Origin of the sequence: Pseudonocardia hydrocarbonoxydans, assembly GCF_006539565.1 — a bacterium.
In the GTDB taxonomy this organism is placed as follows: Bacteria; Actinomycetota; Actinomycetes; order Mycobacteriales; family Pseudonocardiaceae; genus Pseudonocardia; species Pseudonocardia hydrocarbonoxydans.
In genome coordinates this window covers 49,199-66,157 of sequence record NZ_BJNG01000020.1, presented here as the reverse complement: position 1 = coordinate 66,157, position 16,959 = coordinate 49,199, and the positions used below count along the sequence as shown (strand labels likewise).

General features: G+C 75.3%; 14 protein-coding genes. 7 read left to right on the top strand and 7 right to left on the bottom strand.

Annotation, left to right across the window (positions count from 1 at the left end; translation table 11 throughout):
- Nucleotides 1-93: 93 nt before the first annotated feature.
- From PHY01_RS14215 to PHY01_RS14205, 3 genes are read left to right on the top strand one after another with little or no spacing between them, the layout of a single operon-like run.
- Nucleotides 94-1,464 carry a dipeptidase gene (locus tag PHY01_RS14215; protein WP_246085895.1) on the top strand — a complete coding sequence of 457 codons (1,371 nt, stop codon included), beginning with the start codon at nucleotides 94-96 and terminating at the stop codon, nucleotides 1,462-1,464.
- Between the two features lie 25 nt (nucleotides 1,465-1,489).
- Nucleotides 1,490-2,455, top strand: a complete 966-nt coding sequence (locus tag PHY01_RS14210) for an ATP-binding cassette domain-containing protein (protein ID WP_141279124.1) — start codon at nucleotides 1,490-1,492, stop codon at nucleotides 2,453-2,455.
- On the top strand, nucleotides 2,452-3,210 hold the full coding sequence (locus PHY01_RS14205; protein WP_141279123.1) for an ABC transporter permease: 759 nt from the start codon (nucleotides 2,452-2,454) through the stop codon (nucleotides 3,208-3,210). Before PHY01_RS14210 ends, PHY01_RS14205 begins: the two co-directional genes overlap by 4 nt.
- On the opposite strand, the gene PHY01_RS14200 is transcribed toward PHY01_RS14205, so the two are convergent.
- The 6 genes from PHY01_RS14200 to metG all read right to left on the bottom strand — a co-directional run bounded on the left by PHY01_RS14200 (nucleotide 3,211) and on the right by metG (nucleotide 11,431).
- Nucleotides 3,211-5,010, bottom strand: coding sequence for an ABC-F family ATP-binding cassette domain-containing protein (locus PHY01_RS14200; RefSeq protein ID WP_141279122.1), 1,800 nt, complete (start codon nucleotides 5,008-5,010; stop codon nucleotides 3,211-3,213).
- A 31-nt stretch (nucleotides 5,011-5,041) separates the two neighbouring features.
- Nucleotides 5,042-5,962, bottom strand: a complete 921-nt coding sequence (locus PHY01_RS14195; RefSeq protein WP_141279121.1) for a 4-(cytidine 5'-diphospho)-2-C-methyl-D-erythritol kinase — start codon at nucleotides 5,960-5,962, stop codon at nucleotides 5,042-5,044.
- A gap of 44 nt (nucleotides 5,963-6,006) precedes the next feature.
- A complete protein-coding gene (gene rsmA / locus PHY01_RS14190) occupies nucleotides 6,007-6,852 on the bottom strand; it encodes a 16S rRNA (adenine(1518)-N(6)/adenine(1519)-N(6))-dimethyltransferase RsmA (RefSeq protein ID WP_141279120.1) in 846 nt (281 codons plus the stop codon).
- 7 nt (nucleotides 6,853-6,859) lie between these two features.
- Nucleotides 6,860-8,497, bottom strand: coding sequence for a resuscitation-promoting factor (locus tag PHY01_RS27955; RefSeq protein ID WP_141279119.1), 1,638 nt, complete (start codon nucleotides 8,495-8,497; stop codon nucleotides 6,860-6,862).
- A 263-nt stretch (nucleotides 8,498-8,760) separates the two neighbouring features.
- A complete protein-coding gene (locus PHY01_RS14180) occupies nucleotides 8,761-9,615 on the bottom strand; it encodes a TatD family hydrolase (protein ID WP_141279118.1) in 855 nt (284 codons plus the stop codon).
- A gap of 25 nt (nucleotides 9,616-9,640) precedes the next feature.
- On the bottom strand, nucleotides 9,641-11,431 hold the full coding sequence (gene metG, locus PHY01_RS14175; RefSeq protein ID WP_141279117.1) for a methionine--tRNA ligase: 1,791 nt from the start codon (nucleotides 11,429-11,431) through the stop codon (nucleotides 9,641-9,643).
- A 110-nt stretch (nucleotides 11,432-11,541) separates the two neighbouring features.
- On the opposite strand from metG, the gene PHY01_RS14170 reads away from it, so the two are divergent.
- Genes PHY01_RS14170 through PHY01_RS14160 form a run of 3 tightly spaced genes read left to right on the top strand, consistent with a single transcriptional unit; the run spans nucleotide 11,542 to nucleotide 15,429 of the window.
- A complete protein-coding gene (locus tag PHY01_RS14170) occupies nucleotides 11,542-12,360 on the top strand; it encodes an ABC transporter ATP-binding protein (RefSeq protein WP_246085894.1) in 819 nt (272 codons plus the stop codon).
- Nucleotides 12,357-13,343 carry an iron-siderophore ABC transporter substrate-binding protein gene (locus PHY01_RS14165; RefSeq protein ID WP_141279116.1) on the top strand — a complete coding sequence of 329 codons (987 nt, stop codon included), beginning with the start codon at nucleotides 12,357-12,359 and terminating at the stop codon, nucleotides 13,341-13,343. Before PHY01_RS14170 ends, PHY01_RS14165 begins: the two co-directional genes overlap by 4 nt.
- A gap of 1 nt (nucleotide 13,344) precedes the next feature.
- On the top strand, nucleotides 13,345-15,429 hold the full coding sequence (locus tag PHY01_RS14160; protein WP_141279115.1) for an iron ABC transporter permease: 2,085 nt from the start codon (nucleotides 13,345-13,347) through the stop codon (nucleotides 15,427-15,429).
- Between the two features lie 4 nt (nucleotides 15,430-15,433).
- Here PHY01_RS14160 and PHY01_RS14155 read toward each other — a convergent pair whose 3' ends face one another.
- Complete coding sequence (locus tag PHY01_RS14155; protein ID WP_141279114.1) at nucleotides 15,434-16,387, bottom strand: EamA family transporter; 954 nt, start codon at nucleotides 16,385-16,387, stop codon at nucleotides 15,434-15,436.
- 62 nt (nucleotides 16,388-16,449) lie between these two features.
- Here PHY01_RS14155 and PHY01_RS14150 point away from each other — a divergent pair, with 62 nt between their 5' ends.
- The gene (locus PHY01_RS14150) at nucleotides 16,450-16,959 is read left to right on the top strand and encodes a CGNR zinc finger domain-containing protein (protein ID WP_246085893.1); all 510 of its coding nucleotides are present in this window, start codon (nucleotides 16,450-16,452) and stop codon (nucleotides 16,957-16,959) included.

Sequence of the window (16,959 nt, the reverse complement as noted above, 5' to 3'; positions counted from 1 at the left end):
CCCGGCGCGGCGGCGCCGCGGACCGGACCGCGTGCACCAGGCCGGACCGTGCACGCCACCCGGCCGCGGACGGGTGTCACTACCATCGCGGCCGTGTCCGACGCCGCGCTGCCACCCTCCCCCGTCACCACCGCCGTGGAGGCCGCCCTGCCGGGCGCGCGGGCCGATCTCGAACGGCTCGTGCGCATCCCGAGCATCTGGGCCGATCCCGCCCACGCCGACGACACCCGCCGCAGCGCCGACGCCGTGGCCGAGCTGGCGCGCGCCGCCGGGGCCGCGGACGTCTCGCTGATCGAGGCCGAGGGCGGTGCGCCCGCCGTGCTCGCGCACTGGCCCGCCCCCGCCGGCGCGCCGACCGTGCTCCTCTACGCCCACCATGACGTGCAGCCCACCGGCGGCGACGAGCACTGGACCAGCCCACCGTTCGAGCCCACCGAGCGCGCCGGTCGCCTCTACGGGCGCGGCGCCGCCGACGACAAGGCCGGCGTGATGACCCACCTCGCGGTCCTGCGCGCCTACGACGGGCGGCCCCCGGTCGGGGTGACCCTGTTCGTCGAGGGCGAGGAGGAGTCCGGCTCCCCCACCCTCCCGGCGCTGCTGCGCGCGCACCACGACGCCCTGGCCTGCGACGTCATCGTCATCGCCGACGCCGCCAACCCCGCCGTCGACGTCCCCGCGCTCACCACCAGCCTGCGCGGGCTGGTCGACGTGGTGATCGAGGTGTCGATGCTGGAGCGGCCCGTGCACTCCGGGGTGTACGGTGGGCCGGTCGGCGACGCCCTCACCGCGCTGTGCCGCACGCTGGCGAGCCTGCACGACGAGCACGGCGAGGTCGCCGTCCCGGGACTCGTGCACGGCACGTCGCAGGCCCCCGAGTTCGACGAGGCGACCTTCCGCTCCGACGTCGGGCTGCTCGACGGCGTCGAGCTCATCGGCTGCGGCACCATCCCCGAGCGGGCGTGGAACAAGCCGGCCGCCGCGGTGCTGGGCATCGACGCCCCGCGCGTCGACGAGTCCTCCAACGTTCTCCTCCCCCGCGCCCGCGCCGCCGTCAGCCTGCGCCTGGCCCCCGGCGACGACGCCGCCAAGGCCCGCGACGCGCTCACCGAGCACCTGCGGGCGCACGTGCCGTGGGGCGCGCACGTCGACGTCCGCCCGCACCACGGCACGGCCGAGCCGTTCAGCATCGACGCCACCGGCGCCGCCTACGACGCCGCGCGCCGCAGCTTCGCCCACGCCTTCGGCACCGACGCGGTCGAGACCGGGATCGGCGGCTCGATCCCGTTCATCGCCGAGTTCGCGCGCACGTTCCCGGGCGCGGCGGTGCTCGTGACCGGCGTCGGGGACCCGGCCAGCCGCTGGCACGGCATCGACGAGAGCCTGGACCTGGGCATGTTCGGGCGCGGCGTGCTGGCCGAGGCGCTGCTGCTCGCGGATCTCGGCGGGATTGCGGTCGACGGCTGACCGGAATCGGGGCCACTCTGGTCGGGTGATCCACGCACGCGGGCTCGCCCGCACCTTCCACACCCGGCGCGGGGCGGTCGAGGCCGTCTCCGGTGTCGACATCGACGTCTCCCCCGGCGAGCTGGTCGGCTTCCTGGGGCCCAACGGCGCCGGCAAGTCCACCACCCTCCGGATGCTCACCACGCTGATCCACCCGACGGCCGGCACGGCGACGGTCGCCGGGCACGACCTGCTCACCGAGCCGGTCCAGGTCCGCCGCAGGATCGGCTACGTCGGCCAGAACGGCGGCGCCGGGCCGGACTGCCCCGTCGGCGAGGAACTGGTCCTGCAGGGCCGCTTCTACGGCCTCACCGCGGCCGAGTCGGCGAAGCGGGCGGCCGAGCTGATCGGCGCCCTCGACCTCACCGGCCTCGACGACCGCATCGTCAACACCCTGTCCGGCGGGCAGCGCAGGCGCCTGGACATCGCGATGGGCCTCATGCACCTGCCCACGCTCCTGTTCCTCGACGAGCCCTCCACCGGCCTGGACCCGCAGAGCCGCGCCAACCTGTGGGGCCACATCCGCGGGCTGCACGCCGAGCGCGGCACCACGCTGTTCCTCACGACGCACTACCTGGACGAGGCCGACGCCCTGTGCGACCGGATCCTGGTCATCGACCGGGGCCGGATCGTCGCCGAGGGCACCCCCGACGCGCTCAAGCGCCGCGTGTCCGGCGACCTCGTCGTCGTCGACTCCACCGATCCCGGACGCACCGCCGAGCTGGCCGGGCGGATCGGGTCCGAGGTGGCCGTCGAGGGCTCGGTCGTGCGGTTCCGGGTGGAGGACGGCGCGCGCGTGCTGCCCGCCCTGCTGCGCGAGCTCGACGCGGCCGGCATCGCGATGACCGCGGTCGAGGTGCGGCGCCCGAGCCTCGACGACGTGTTCCTGACCCTGACCGGCCGGTCCCTGCGCGACGAGGAAGCCCCGGAACCCGCGGAGGCCCGATCGTGATCACCGAGACCTGGCTGATCTTCCAGCGCTCCATGAAGCAGTCGCTGCGCAACCCGTTCTGGGTGGTCATCGGCATCGTCCAGCCCTTCCTCTACCTCGCGCTGTTCGGGCCGCTGCTCATCCCGATCGTGCAGAACACCCCCGGCTTCCCGGCCGGTGACGCCTGGCAGGTGCTGGTCCCGGCGCTGCTCATCCAGCTCGGCCTGTTCGGCGGGCTGTTCGTCGGCTTCTCGATCCTCACCGAGTTCAAGGCCGGTGTGGTCGAGCGGATGCAGGTGACGCCGGTCAGCCGCGTCGCGCTGCTGCTGGGCCGGGCCTTGAAGGAGACCGCGGTCCTGCTGACCCAGGGCATCCTGCTGACGGTCGTGGCGATCCCGTTCGGCCTGCGCGCCCCGGTCGGCGGCGTGCTGGTCGGGCTGGCGCTGGTGGCCGTGCTCGGGTTCGCCGCGTCCTGCGCCTCCTACGCGCTCGCACTGCGGGTCAAGAGCGAGGACGCGTTCGTGCCCATCGTGCAGTCGGTGTTCCTGCCGCTGCTCCTGCTCTCGGGCATCCTGCTGCCGATGACGATCGCGCCGCCGTGGCTGTTCGCGCTGTCGCGCGCCAACCCGTTCGTCTACGTCGTCGACGCCACGCGCGCGGTGTTCGTCGGCGACCTGTTCACGGCCACCGCGCTCGTCGGCATCGTCGTGGCCGTCCTGCTCGCGGCCGTCTCGCTGTTCTGGGGGGTGCGCACGTTCCAGCGGGAGAGCGCCTGATCAGCCCTCCGCCAGCTCCGCCGCCTCCAGCCAGGCCTGCTCCACCGTCTCGATCTCCGCGTCGACGTCCTTGAGCTCCGCGTTCAGCGTCAGCAGGCGGTCGGGGTCGGTGGCGGCCTCGGCCAGCGCCGCGTGCAGCTTCCCCTGCCGCGCCGTCAGCGCCGTCATCCGGCGTTCGATGCGCTGCAGCTCCTTGCGGGCCGCACGCTGGTCGGCGGCGCTCGACGGCGGGCGGGTGGCCGGCGCGGAGGAGGACGTCGCCGTCAGCCCGTTGAGCTGGTCGCCCTGCCGGGCGCGCCGCGCCAGGTACTCCTCGATGCCGCCGGGCAGGTGCGTGATCCTGCCGTCGCCGAACAGCGCGACCACGGTGTCGGTGGCGCGTTCGAGCAGATACCGGTCGTGGCTGACGACGACGAGCGTGCCCGGCCAGCCGTCGAGGAGGTCCTCCAGGCGGGCCAGGGTGTCGACGTCGAGGTCGTTCGTCGGCTCGTCGAGCAGCAGGACGTTGGGCTCGGCCATCAGCAGCCGGGTGAGCTGCAGGCGGCGGCGCTCGCCACCGGAGAGGTCGCCGACCGGCGTCCACTGCCGCGCGGCGGGGAACCCGAGCCGCTCCAGCACCGAGCTCGCCGTCAGCTCCAGCTTGCCGAGCTTCACGTACTTGGCCACCTGCTCGGTGGCCTCCAGCACGCGCATGTCCTTCGGCAGGTCGACCAGCTCCTGGGACAGCTCCGCGAGCTGCACCGTGGTGCCGGTGACCAGCCGTCCGCCGTCGAGCGGGCGCTCGCCGGTGAGCGTGCGCAGCAGCGTGGTCTTGCCCGAGCCGTTGACGCCGACGATCCCGATCCGGTCACCGGGGCCCAGTCGCCAGGTGACGCGGTCGAGCAGCACGCGCTCGCCCACGCGGGCGGTGGCGTCCTCCAGCTCCAGCACCGTCTTGCCGAGGCGGTTGGTGGCGAACCCGAGCAGCTCGACGGTGTTGCGCGGCGGCGGCACGTCGGCGATGAGGGCCTCGGCGGCCTCGATCCGGTACCGCGGCTTCGACGTCCGCGCGGGCGGGCCGCGCCGCAGCCAGGCCAGCTCCTTGCGCGCCAGGTTCTGCCGCTTGGCCTCCGCGGAGTCGGCCTGCCGGGTGCGCTCGGCGCGGGCGTAGATCCAGTCGGCGTAGCCGCCGAGGTAGCTCTCCACCCGGCCGCCCGCGACCTCCCAGGTGCGCGTGCACACCGCGTCGAGGAACCAGCGGTCGTGCGTGACGACCAGCACGCCGCAGCGACGCGCGATGAGGTGCCCGGCGAGCCAGGTGATGCCCTCGACGTCGAGGTGGTTGGTGGGCTCGTCGAGGACGACGAGGTCGGGGTCGCCGACGAGCGCGGCGGCGAGGGCGACGCGGCGCTTCTCGCCGCCGGACAGGCCGTCGGTGGTGCGGTCGAGATCGCCGATGCCCAGGCCGTCGAGGACGTCGCGCACCTTGGCGTCGGCGGCCCACTCGTGGTCGGCCGCCCCCTCCCAGTGCGCGAGCACGACGTCGCGGACGCGGGCGCCCTGCGGCAGCGCGTCGCCCTGCACGAGGTGGGCCAGGTTGAGCCCGCCGACGCGGCTGACGCGGCCGCCGTCGGGCGCGCGGACCCCGGTGACGATGTCGAGCAGCGTGGTCTTGCCGCCGCCGTTGAGGCCGACGACGCCGATCCGCTCGCCGCGCTCCACGCCGAGCGACACGGCGTCGAGCAGCACCCGCGAGGCGTCGCCCGGCACGTGCGCCGTGACCGCCTCGAGGTTCACGAGGTTCTGGGCCCTGGGTGGCATCAGCCGCGTCCCGCCGCTTCCTGGTTGTCGATCACTCTGCGTTCTCGATGATCTTGGCCCCCGGCACCGGCCCGTGCGCGACGCGCACCGTGCGGCACACGCCGAGCCCGGCCAGCTCGGTGGCGACGTCCATCGCGGCGTCGGCGCCGGAGCACAGGAACGCGCACGTGGGCCCGGAGCCGGAGACGACCCCGGCCAGCGCGCCGGCGTCGACGCCCGCACGCAGCGTGCGCCGCAGGTCGGGGACCATGCTGACGGCCGCGGCCTGCAGGTCGTTGCCCAGCGACAGCGCGAGCTGCCGCGGGTCGCCCCCGGCGATGGCCTCCAGCACCGGCTCGACCGGGCGGTCGACGGGGTCGGCACCCGCCCGGAGGCGGTCGAGCTCGCCGAACACCTTCGGCGTCGACAACCCGCCGCGGTGCAGCGCGATCACCCAGTGCTGCGGGTGCCGCGACAGCACCGGCACGATCCGCTCGCCGCGCCCGGTGCCCAGCGCCGTGCCGCCGTAGAGCGCGAAGGTGACGTCGCTGCCCAGCTCGGCGGCGATCGGGGCGAGCTCGTCGCGGGTGAGGTCGAGCTTCCAGAGCGCGGAGAGCCCGACCAGCGCGGCCGCGGCGTCGGCGCTGCCCCCGGCCATGCCCCCGGCCACCGGGATGCCCTTGCGCAGCACCAGCCGGACGTCGGGTTCGTGCCCGGCCTGCTCGGCGAGGCGCTGCACCGCGCGCCAGGCCAGGTTCGTCTCGTCGGCGGGCACCTCGGTGACGCCCTCGCCGAACACCTCGATGCCCGGCCCGTCGCCGTGGGCCACGGTCACCTCGTCGAACAGGCTCACCGCGTGGAAGACCGTGACCAGGTCGTGGAAGCCGTCGGCGCGCAGCTGGCCCACGGCCAGATGCAGGTTGATCTTGGCAGGGACCCGCACGGTGACCGAGGGCGGGGCGGCGGGGGGCACCGGACAACCCTACGTGCGTCCCGCGCCGGCCCGTCGTGCCCGTCCTACCGCGCGGCGGCCAGGCGGGCGAAGTCGTCGATGCCGAGCCGCTCGGCGCGGGTCATCGGGTCGATCCCGGCCCGGCGCAACGCCTCCTCGGCCGCCGCGGGCGACCCCGCCCAGCCGGCCAGCCCGCTGCGCAACGCCTTGCGGCGCTGGGCGAACGCGGCGTCGACCAGGGCGAACACGGCGTCACGGTCGCCGGGTGGGGGGTCGCGGCGGTCGAAGGCCAGCAGCCCGGAGTCGACGCCGGGCACCGGCCAGAACACCGCGCGCGGCACCGGGCCCACCCGCCGGGCCGCGGCGTACCAGGCCAGTTTCGCGCTCGGCACCCCGTAGGCCCGGCTGCCCGGCGCGGCGGCCAGCCGCTCGGCCACCTCGGCCTGCACCATCACCAGCCCGCGCCGCAGCGCGGGCAGCTCGGCGAGGAGGTGCAGCACGACGGGCACCCCGACGTTGTAGGGCAGGTTCGCGACCAGCGCGGTGGCGCCCGGGAGCTGCGCGGCGGCGACCCGCAGGGCGTCGGCGCCGACGACGGTGAGCCGGTCGGCCAGCGCGGGGGCGCGGTCGGCGACCGTGACGGGCAGCCGCGCGGCGAGCACCGGGTCGATCTCGACGGCGTGCACGGCGGCCACGGCGGGCAGCAGGGCCAGCGTCAGCGACCCGAGCCCGGGACCGACCTCCACCACGACGTCGTCGGGCGCGAGCTCCGCGGCCCGCACGATGCGGCGCACCGTGTTGGGGTCGTGCACGAAGTTCTGCCCGAGCTTCTTGGTGGGCCGCAGCCCCAGCTCGTGGGCCAGGGCGCGTACCTCCGCGGGTCCGAGCAGCCGGGCGGAAGGGTCGGTCACCCGTCGATCATCGGGGAAGGCCGAGCTTGCGGGAGCAGGCGGGCCAGGCCCCGTAGCCGCCGCGGTCGTCGCGGAGCCGGGTGGCCACCGCGATCTGCTCCTCGCGGCTGGCCTGGTGGGGCAGGTCGGCGTACTGGTCGCCGCCGTAGGCGTTCCAGGTCTGCCGGTTGAACTGCAGCCCGCCGTAGTAGCCGTTGCCGGTGTTGATCGCCCAGTTGCCGGTGGCCTCGCACTGGGCGAGCCGGTCCCACACGGCGTCGGTGACCGCAGGCGCCGCCGGGGGCTGCGGCACGTCGTCGTTGGTGCCGACCTTCACGATCCGCGGCGACGGCGGCGTGGTCGACCCGGCGCGCACCTGCTCGCGGCGCACCTCCTGGCCGTTCTGCACGTAGATCCGCACGACCGCGGTGCGCTCGCCGGGGCGGCCCGGGTCGACGACCTCGCGCTCGCCGCGCGGCATCTCCGGGTCCTCGACGATCTCCTCGGGCGGCGCGATCTCGCGGGTCTCGATGACCTCGCCCTCGCCGTTGCGGACGATCTGCACCGCGGTGCCCTCGGCGAGGACGGTGTCGGGGCTGGGGACCGCGACGTCGTCGGGCCCCAGCGTGACGCCCTGCTCGGCGAGCAGCCCGGCCACGGTGCCCGCCGTCGTGGACAGCGCCACCTGGGGGTTCGCTCCGTCGGCGAGCGTGACCCCGCGGGGCACGCTCAGCTCGAGCGCGAGCCCGCCGAGCGGGATCGCGGCGTCCGGGGACATCGACATCTGGATGGGCGTGACGGACATCCCGAGGTCGGACAGCGCGTCCTGCACCGACGCCGCGGTGGTCCACACCTGGCGCTCCTGCCCGCCCTCGACGAGCGTGAGCGGACGGGCGCGGTTGACGATGATGTAGTCACCGTCGGCGACGTCGGTGGCCGGCGCGGGCTGCACGCGGTCCTGCGGGCCGGGGCGCAGCCCCGCGGCGGCCAGCGCCCCGGCGACGTCGCCCGCGAAGGTGTGCAGCGTGCGCTCCTGACCGTCGACGGAGAGCACGACGGCCTTGTCCATCGCCAGCGCGCCCGCCCCGCCGCCGACGAGGGCGATCAGGACCGCGAGCACGGTGGCCCGGACGCCGAGACCCGCGGCCCGCGCCCGGCGGGGGGCGGGCACGGGGACGGGAGCGGGGGCGGGCTCGGGCGCGATCGCGGCGAACCGCTCGGTGTGCGGCTCGTCGTCGTCATCGACGGCCGGCGGTACGGCGACGCGCAGCGGGCCGGTGTGGTCGTCGGAGAACAGGTCGTCCGACGGCGGGTCGGTGGCCGGGACGCGCGGGATGGCACCGGTCGCGTCCTCGGCGTCCCACTCCGGCTCGGCCCACTCCCGCTCGACCAGGGCGACCGGACCGGTCGGCGGCAGGCTCTCGACCTCGGGGATGCCGAGCCGGCGCATGCGCTCCGGGCGGCCGAAGGCGGGCTCGGCGGGCCACCGCTCGGCGGCGGGGACGGCCGAGGGGGCCGGGAAGTCCTCGGCGGTGCCGAACCAGCGGGCGTCGTCCAGCGGCGGCGAGCCGGGATCGCCGACCCGTACCGGATCCGAGGGCACGAACTCGCCCACCCGGGCGAGAGCGGCACGGCGACGCGCGCGCGCGGAGACGTCGACCAACACCGATCCTGACCTCGACGGACCCGGGCGTGGGAGGGACCACCGGTCGCGGTGGCCCAGGGGCATCGTGCTGGGGGAGCGCCCCGGACCACCGCGACCGCTGTGCTGGGGAGCGTTCCCACCCCGGCTGAGCGATCACGGAACCGTAACGGGCGGTGAGTGCGCGGGTCGTGTCGCGACACACCGTGAGCGCCGAGCGGCCCTCCTCCTACGCCGAACGTGCATCCCCTACGCCGGGCGTGCCGTCCGACGCGACGGATGACAGCTCAGCGGACGGATTCCGACGCCCGGCGCGTGTCGCCGATGCCGAACACCCGCTCGGCGTTGCGGCGGGCCGCGTCGGCGACGGCGTCGGCGTCCACCCCGCGCAGCGACGCGACGGCGCGCACCGTCCAGGGCAGGCAGTAGGGCTCGTTGGCGCGGCCGCGGTGCGGGTGCGGGGTCAGGAACGGCGCGTCGGTCTCGACGAGGAAGGAGTCCTCGGGCACCAGCACCGCGGCCTCCTGCAGGTCGCGCGCGTTCCGGAACGTGACCGGCCCGGCGAAGGACAGCACGTACCCGGCGTCGACGCACTCGCGCGCCATCGCCGCGTCGCCGGAGAAGCAGTGGAACACCACCGTCCCCGGTGCCCCCTCCTCGCGGAGCACGCGCAGCACGTCGGCGTGGGCGTCGCGGTCGTGGATCATCAGCGGCTTGCCCAGCCGCTTGGCGAGGTCGATGTGCCACCGGAACTCGCGCTCCTGGGCCTCGTGCGGGGAGTACTCCCAGTGGTGGTCCAGGCCGGTCTCCCCCACCGCGACGACGCGGGGGTCGCGCGCGAGCGCCTCGATCTCGGCGCGGTCCGCGTCGGTGACGGCGGCGGTGCGCGTCGGGTGCAGGGCGACGGCGGCGTGCACGCGGTCGTCCCAGTGCGCGGCACGCACGGCGAACCGGGCCCCGTCCAGGTCGTCGGCGATGGTGACGGCCCGCGTGACGTTGACCGCCGCGGCCCGGTCCATCGCCGCCCGGACGGAAGCGGCGTCGGTGCAGCCGCAGGCGTCGAGATGGGTGTGCGCGTCGACAGTGGGGACGCCCAGGGGCTCGGGCGGGTCCGGTGCGGCCCGCCGCCCGTGCCCGCTCACCGCCCCACCCCGGCAGGCGAGGGGCTCACGGCGCGATCGGGGCCCACTCCGGGCCCGTCTCGCCCAGCTTCGGGTCGAGCTTGGTGAAGATCGGCGTCGGCTTCTCCAGGGGCCGGCCCACCTCGATCGGGGTGCTCGCCCAGGTGGCCTGCTCCCCCGCGTAGTCGCCGGTGAGCACGGGGTACTCGGGGCCCTCCCCGAGCTCGGGCACGATCTCCACGGACGGCTGCGCCGCCCACACCCCGGAGCCGCCCAGCGCCTCGTGCACCTGCTGCGCGGCGTGCGGCAGGAACGGGGTGAGCAGGGTGTTGGCGTCCTGCACGACCTGCAGCGCGGTGTGCAGGATCGTGTCGCGCCGGTCGGGGTCGTCCTTGCGCTTCCACGGCTCCTGGTCGGACAGGTAGCGGTTGGCGAGCGTGACGATCCGCATCGCCTCGCCGGAGGCCTGCTTGAACCGGTTGCGGGCCAGCAGCGCACCGACGGTGTCGAACCCGGCCCGCGACGCGGCGAGCAGCTCGGCGTCGGCATCGGTGGGCGCCGTGGGCTTGGGGATCGCACCCACGTTCTTGTGCGCCATCGAGATCGAGCGGTTGACGAGGTTGCCCCACTCGTTGGCCAGCTCGAAGTTGGTGCGGCGGACGAACTCGTCCCAGGTGAAGTCGGTGTCCTGGTTCTCCGGGCCGGCCACGGAGATGAAGTAGCGCAGCGCGTCGGGGCCGAAGTCACGCAGGAAGTCGGTCACGTAGATGACCGTGCCGCGGCTGGTCGAGAACTTCGAGCCGCTCATCGTCAGGAACTCCGAGGACACGATCTCGTCGGGCAGGTTCAGCGTGCCGAACGCGCCCGGCGTGCCGCCCTTGTCGCCCGCGCCGTTCTGGCCCAGCAGCAGCGCGGGCCAGATGACGGAGTGGAAGACGATGTTGTCCTTGCCCATGAAGTAGTAGGCCTGGGCCGCCGGGTCGGTCCACCACTTCTTCCAGGCGTCGGGGTCCGGGCCGCGCCGGGCCCACTCCACCGACGCGGACAGGTAGCCGATCACCGCGTCGAACCAGACGTAGAGCCGCTTCATGGGCTGGTCGCGCCAGCCGTCGAGCGGGATCGGGACGCCCCAGTCCAGGTCGCGGGTGATGGCGCGCGGCTTGAGGTCGGCGGCCAGGTTGGCCGAGAACTTCAGCACGTTGGGGCGCCAGTCGGTGCGCGTGGACAGCCACGACCCCAGCGACTCGGCGAACGCGGGCAGGTCGAGGAAGAAGTGCTCGGTCTCGACGAACAGCGGCGTCTCGCCGTTGATCTTCGACCGCGGGTTCTTCAGGTCGGCCGGGTCGAGCTGGTTGCCGCAGTTGTCGCACTGGTCGCCGCGCGCGTGCTCGTAGCCGCAGATCGGGCAGGTGCCCTCGACGTAGCGGTCGGGCAGCGTCCGCCCCGTCGACGGGCTGATCGCGCCCATCGCCTTCCGGGTGAAGACGTAGCCGTTGCGGTGCAGCGCGAGGAACAGCTGCTGGACGACCTCGTAGTGGTTCGACGTCGTGGTGCGCGTGAACAGGTCGTAGGACAGGCCCAGGCCGTGCAGGTCCTCGACGATCACGCGGTTGTACTTGTCGGCGAGCTGGCGGGGGGTTAGCCCCTCGGCGTCGGCCTGCACCTGGATCGGGGTGCCGTGCTCGTCGGTGCCGCTGACCATCAGCACGTCGTCGCCGACCATCCGCCGGTAGCGCGAGAAGACGTCGGAGGGCACGCCGAAACCGCTGACGTGACCGATGTGCCGCGGGCCGTTGGCGTAGGGCCAGGCCACGGCGGTCAGCACGTGGGAACTCATGTGGGAAGCCTAGGCCCGGGCGGCAACGCGGTTCCGTGCGGCCGACCCGGCCGGACCTCGTCACAGGAGAGGGTCTCGTCACCTGCACTGAGGTGTGCCTATCCTGAGCCGTGCTCACCGACCGTTCCGGACTGCAGGGCCTCGGCCTCCATCTGGGTTACCACGGCGTCCCGGTCGTGCACGGCGCCGACGTGGAGATCACCCCCGGCCGGGTCTGCGCCCTGGTCGGGCCCAACGGCAGCGGCAAGTCGACGCTGCTGCGCGCGCTGGCCCGGTTGCACCACCCGGCCGCGGGGGCCGTCACGCTCGGCGCAGGCACCGACGCGCTCGCGCTGACCCGCCGCGACTTCGCCCGCCGGGTCACCCTGCTGGCCCAGAGCCGCCCGGTGCCCACCGGGCTGTCGGTGCGCGACGTCGTCGGGTTCGGCCGCCATCCCTACCGCGGACGGTGGCGCGGCGCCGACCCGGACGGCCGGGCCGTGGTCGAGCGCGCCATGACCATGACCCGTGTGCTCGACCTCGCCGAGCGCCCGGTCGACGAGCTGTCCGGCGGCCAGCTGCAGCGCGTCTGGCTGGCCGGGTGCCTGACCCAGGACACCGGCGTGCTGCTGCTCGACGAGCCCACCAACCACCTCGACCTGCGCTACCAGGTCGAGATCCTGGACCTGCTGCGCGACCTCGCCGACGACGACGGCGTGGCGGTCGGGGTCGTCCTGCACGACCTCGACCAGGCCGCGGCCGTCGCGAACGAGATCGCCCTGCTCGCCGAGGGCCGCGTGCGGGCCGTCGGGGCCCCCGCGGACGTCCTGACCACCGAGCTCCTGTCGGCCGCCTACGGCATCCGCGTGGAGATCGACCACGACCCCGTCACCGGGGCCCTGCGCACCCGGCCGATCGGCCGGCACACGGAACGAAAGGCGATGCGATGAGACGCACCACTCGGAACTGGTCCCTGCCGCTGCTCGCGGCCACCGTGCTGGCGCTGGCCGCGTGCGGCACCACCGAACCGGCCGCGACCCCCGACGCCGCCGCCCCCACCGGTGAGCAGATCACGCTGACCGACGCCCGCGGGCAGCAGGTCGTGCTCGACGGCCCCGCCGAGCGCACGGTCGGCCTGGAGTGGAACGTCGTCGAGCACCTGGTCTCCCTCGGCGTGATGCCGGTCGGCGTGGCCGACGTCGAGGGGTACGGCAACTGGGTGCAGTCCGCGCCGCTGACCGGCGAGGTCACCGACGTCGGGGTGCGCGGGGAGCCCAGCGTCGAGTCGATCGCCGCGCTCGACCCGGACCTCGTCGTCGCCACCACCGACCTGCCCGAGGCGGCGGTCGCGCAGCTGGAGACGGTCGCGCCGGTGCTGCTCGTCCGCTCCGCCGACGCCACCGACCCGATCGGGCGGATGCGCGCCAACGTCGACCTGGTCGCGCAGGCCACCGGCACCCAGGACGCCGCGGCGACCCTGCTGGCCGACTTCGACGCGAAGCTCGCCGAGGGGGCCGCGGCGATCAGCGCCGCCGGGCTGGAGGGCCGGCCGATGGCGTTCTCCGACGCCTACGTCGACGGCGGGCAGCTCTCCATCCGCCCGTTCACCGGCGGCTCCCTGGCCGGGGCGGTGGCCGCCGAGCTCGGGCTGCCCAGCGCCTGGACGATCGAGGGCGACCCGGACTACGGCCTGGCCTCCACCGACGTCGAGGGCCTGACCGCTCTGGGCGACGTGGAGTACCTCTACTACGACAACGCCGCCGTCACCCCGGACCCGATCACCGAGACCCTCACCGGGAACGCCGTGTGGGAGTCGCTGCCGTTCGTCCGGGCGGGCAACGTCACCCGGCTGCCCGACGGCATCTGGATGTTCGGCGGGCCCGCCTCGATGCAGGCCTACGTCGACGCCGTGGTCGCCGCGGTGACCGGCTGACGTGACGCTCGCCCCCAGCGCTCCCGCGCAGGCGGCCCCGGCGCCGGCCCGGCCGCTGCGGGTCACCGGAGCCGCCGTCGCGGGCACCGCCCTGGTCGTGCTGATCGCGGCCGTGCACCTCACGCAGGGCACGGCCGCGGTGGACGCCGCCGACCTGTGGGCGCTGCTCACCGGCGGCGGCACCGACCAGGCCGCGGCCGTGGTGGTCGCGTCGCGGCTGCCGCGGCTACTCGCCGGGCTCGTCGTCGGGGCGGCGCTGGGTGCGGCGGGGGCGGCGCTGCAGTCGATCGCGCGCAACTCGCTGGCCGCCCCGGACACCCTCGGGGTCAACGCCGGCGCGCACCTGGCGGTGGTGGCGGTGGCCGCGGTCGGGCTGAGCCTGCCGTTCTACGCCTCCGGGCTGCTGGCCTTCGCCGGGGGCCTGGCCGCGGCCGGGCTGGTGCTCGCGCTCTCCGCGGGCGGCGGCTCGGCGCCGACCCGCCTGGTGCTGGCCGGGTCGGCGGTCTCGCTCGCGCTCTACGCCCTGACCACCGTCCTGCTGCTGCTGTTCGCGCAGGAGACCGCTGGGCTCTACGCGTGGGGCAGCGGGTCGCTGGCCCAGACCGGGCTGTCGGCGGTCGGGCAGGCCGCACCCGTGGTGGCACTGGGCATCGCGGTGCTGGTCCTGCTGGGACGCCGCCTCGACGTGCTGGGCCTGGGCGACGACACCGCCCAGGTGCTCGGCGTGCCGGTACGCCGCACGCGCGTGGCGGCCGTGGTGCTGGCGGCGCTGCTCTCGGCCGCGGCGGTCACCGTGGCGGGGCCCGTCGGCTTCGTCGGGCTGTGCGCGCCCGCGGTCGTGCGGATCCTGGCCCCACTGGTGCCCGGGCTGCACCGGCACCGGGTGCTGGTGCCGTTCTCGGCGCTGGCCGGGGTCGCGGTCGTGCTCGGCGCCGACGTCGTGGTGCGCGCCGCGCTCGGCGGGCAGGCCGGCGTGGAGGTGCCCACCGGCGTCGTCACCACGGTGTTCGGCGCGGTCGTGCTGGTGCTGCTGGCCCAGCGGTTCCGTGACTCCGGTCCGGTCCGCCACGCGCCGTCCGCGCGGTCGGCGCGGCTGCGCGACCGGCGCACGTTCACCGTCGTCGTGGTGGTCCTGGTGCTGCTCACCGCCGGTGTCGCGGCCGGGGCGCTGCTGCTCGGCGACGCCACCCTGCTCGGCGGCGACGTGCTCAACTGGCTGGCCGGGCGCGGCGGGCGGGTCACGACGTTCGTGCTGGACACCCGGGTGCCGCGGGTGCTCGCGGCGCTGCTGGCCGGGGCGGCGCTGGCGCTGGCCGGCACGGCGGTCCAGGCGGTGTGCCGCAACCCGCTGGCCGACCCGGGGCTGCTCGGCGTCAGCGGCGGGGCCGGGCTGGCCGCCGTCGCGGCGATCACGCTGGTGCCCACCGTCGGCACCTGGGCGCTGGCCGGGGTCACCGCGGCCGGGGCGCTGGCCGCGTGCGCGCTGGTGTTCGGCCTCGCCGCCCGCGGCGGGCTGGCCTCGGACCGGCTCGTGCTCATCGGCGTCGGGGTCTCCTACGGGACGCTGTCACTGATCACCGTGCTCATCGTGCAGACCGACCCGTTCAACGAGACCAAGGCGCTGACCTGGCTGTCCGGCTCCACCTACGGGCGGACGTTCGTCCATCTCGTCCCGGTGCTGGTCGCGCTCGTACTGGCCACCGTGCTGCTGGCCCGGGCGCGCGCGGAGCTCGACCTGATGGCGCTCGACGACGACACCCCGCGCGTGCTGGGCATCGCGCTGGGCCGCACCCGTCTGGCGCTGCTGACGGTGGCCGCGCTGCTCACCGCCGCCGCCGTGGCCGCGGTCGGGGTGATCTCGTTCGTCGGCCTGGTCGCCCCGCACGCCGCCCGCGCGCTGGTCGGCTCGCGGCACACTCGCGTCGTGCCGGTGGCGATGCTGCTGGGCGCGGTGCTGGTGTGCCTGGCCGACCTGCTGGGCCGGGCGGTCATCGCCCCGGCCCAGCTGCCGGCGGGCCTGCTCACCGCGGTGATCGGCACGCCGTACTTCGTGTGGCTGCTCTGGCGCTCCCGCGCCCGGGCCTGACGCGTCACGCCGGACCGGCGGGCACCGCGACGGCCCGCGGCTCCCCCGCCCGCACCACCACGACCCCGCCCAGGATCAGCGCGCCGCCGAGCAGCTGGATCCCCGACGGGGCCTGCGCCAGCAGCACCCAGGCGAACAGCAGCGCGGCGAGCACCTCCCCCAGCGCGACGAACGACGCCAGCCGCGAGCCGAGCCTGCGGGTGGCCGCGATGCCGGTGACGTAGGCGAGCGCGGCGGTGACGAGGCCGAGCGCGAGCACCGGCGCCCACCACGGCAGCGCGAACCCGCTGAACGCCACCGGTGCCGCCGACACCGCGAACGGCAGGATCCCCAGCGCCCCGGCGACGAGCAGCGCGACGCCGCCGACCAGCAGCCCGCCCGCGGCCAGCACGACCGCGGGCAGGCCCTCCGCCTCGCGGGCGGAGAGCACGAAGTAGGACGCCGCGCCCAGCATCGCCCCCAGCGCCCACAGGACCCCGACGACGCTGACGTCGGCCCCGGACAGCACGTCGAGCACCAGGACGAGACCGGCGGCCCCGAGCACGGCGCCCAGCGCCGTCAACCGGCCCGGCCGCTGCCCCTGCCGCAGCCAGAGCCACAGCACCACCGCCACCGGCGCCGTGTACTCGATGAGCAGCGCGACCCCGACCTCCATGTGCGCCACGGCGTTGAAGTACGCGAGCTGGCAGCCCGCGACGGCGAGCAGCCCGAAGGAGACGACCAGCCCGGCGTGGCGGCGGACCACCGACCACCGGCCGCGCAGCAGGCGCAGCGCGACCGGCACCAGCACCAGCGCCGCGAGCAGCACCCGGACGGCCACCGCCGCGGCCGCCGACCAGCCCGCGTCCAGCAGCCCGCGCGCCAGCGGCCCGGACAGCCCGAACGACGCCGCCGACACCACGGCCAGCCCGAGCCCCGAGGTGAGCCGCACGGGATCGTCATGTGCCAACGTCGTCATGGGTCATGACGCTAGGTGTCGTGCCGTAAGGTGTCAACGTGGTCTTCACCCATGATACGGACATGGCGTTGCAGGCCGCTGCGGTCCTCGCGAACTCCGCGCTGGAGCCCGACACGTTGACGACCGTCGCGGAACTCGACGCGTTCTACACCGAGTTCCGCTACACCGGCGCGCACGCCCGCGACGCCGCCGAGCTCGCGGCCGTCCGGGCCCTGCGCGGCCCCCTGCGCGAGCTGCTCACCGCCGACCGCGACACCGCGGTGCGGCTGGTCAACCGCACGCTGGCCGAGCGCGACGCCCGCCCGCAGCTGGTCCGCCACGACGGCTGGGACTACCACCTGCACGCCACCGACGCCGCCGCTCCGCTGGCCGACCGGATCGCGGTGGAGACCGCGATGGCGATGGTCGACGTCATCCGCGCCGACGAGCTGGGGCGGCTGGCGGTCTGCGCCGACGACACCTGCGAGGGGGTCGTGGTCGACCTCTCCCGCAACCGCTCGCGCCGCTTCTGCAGCACCGCCTGCGGCAACCGGGTCGCCGCCGCGGCCTACCGGGCGCGGCGGTCGGGGTGA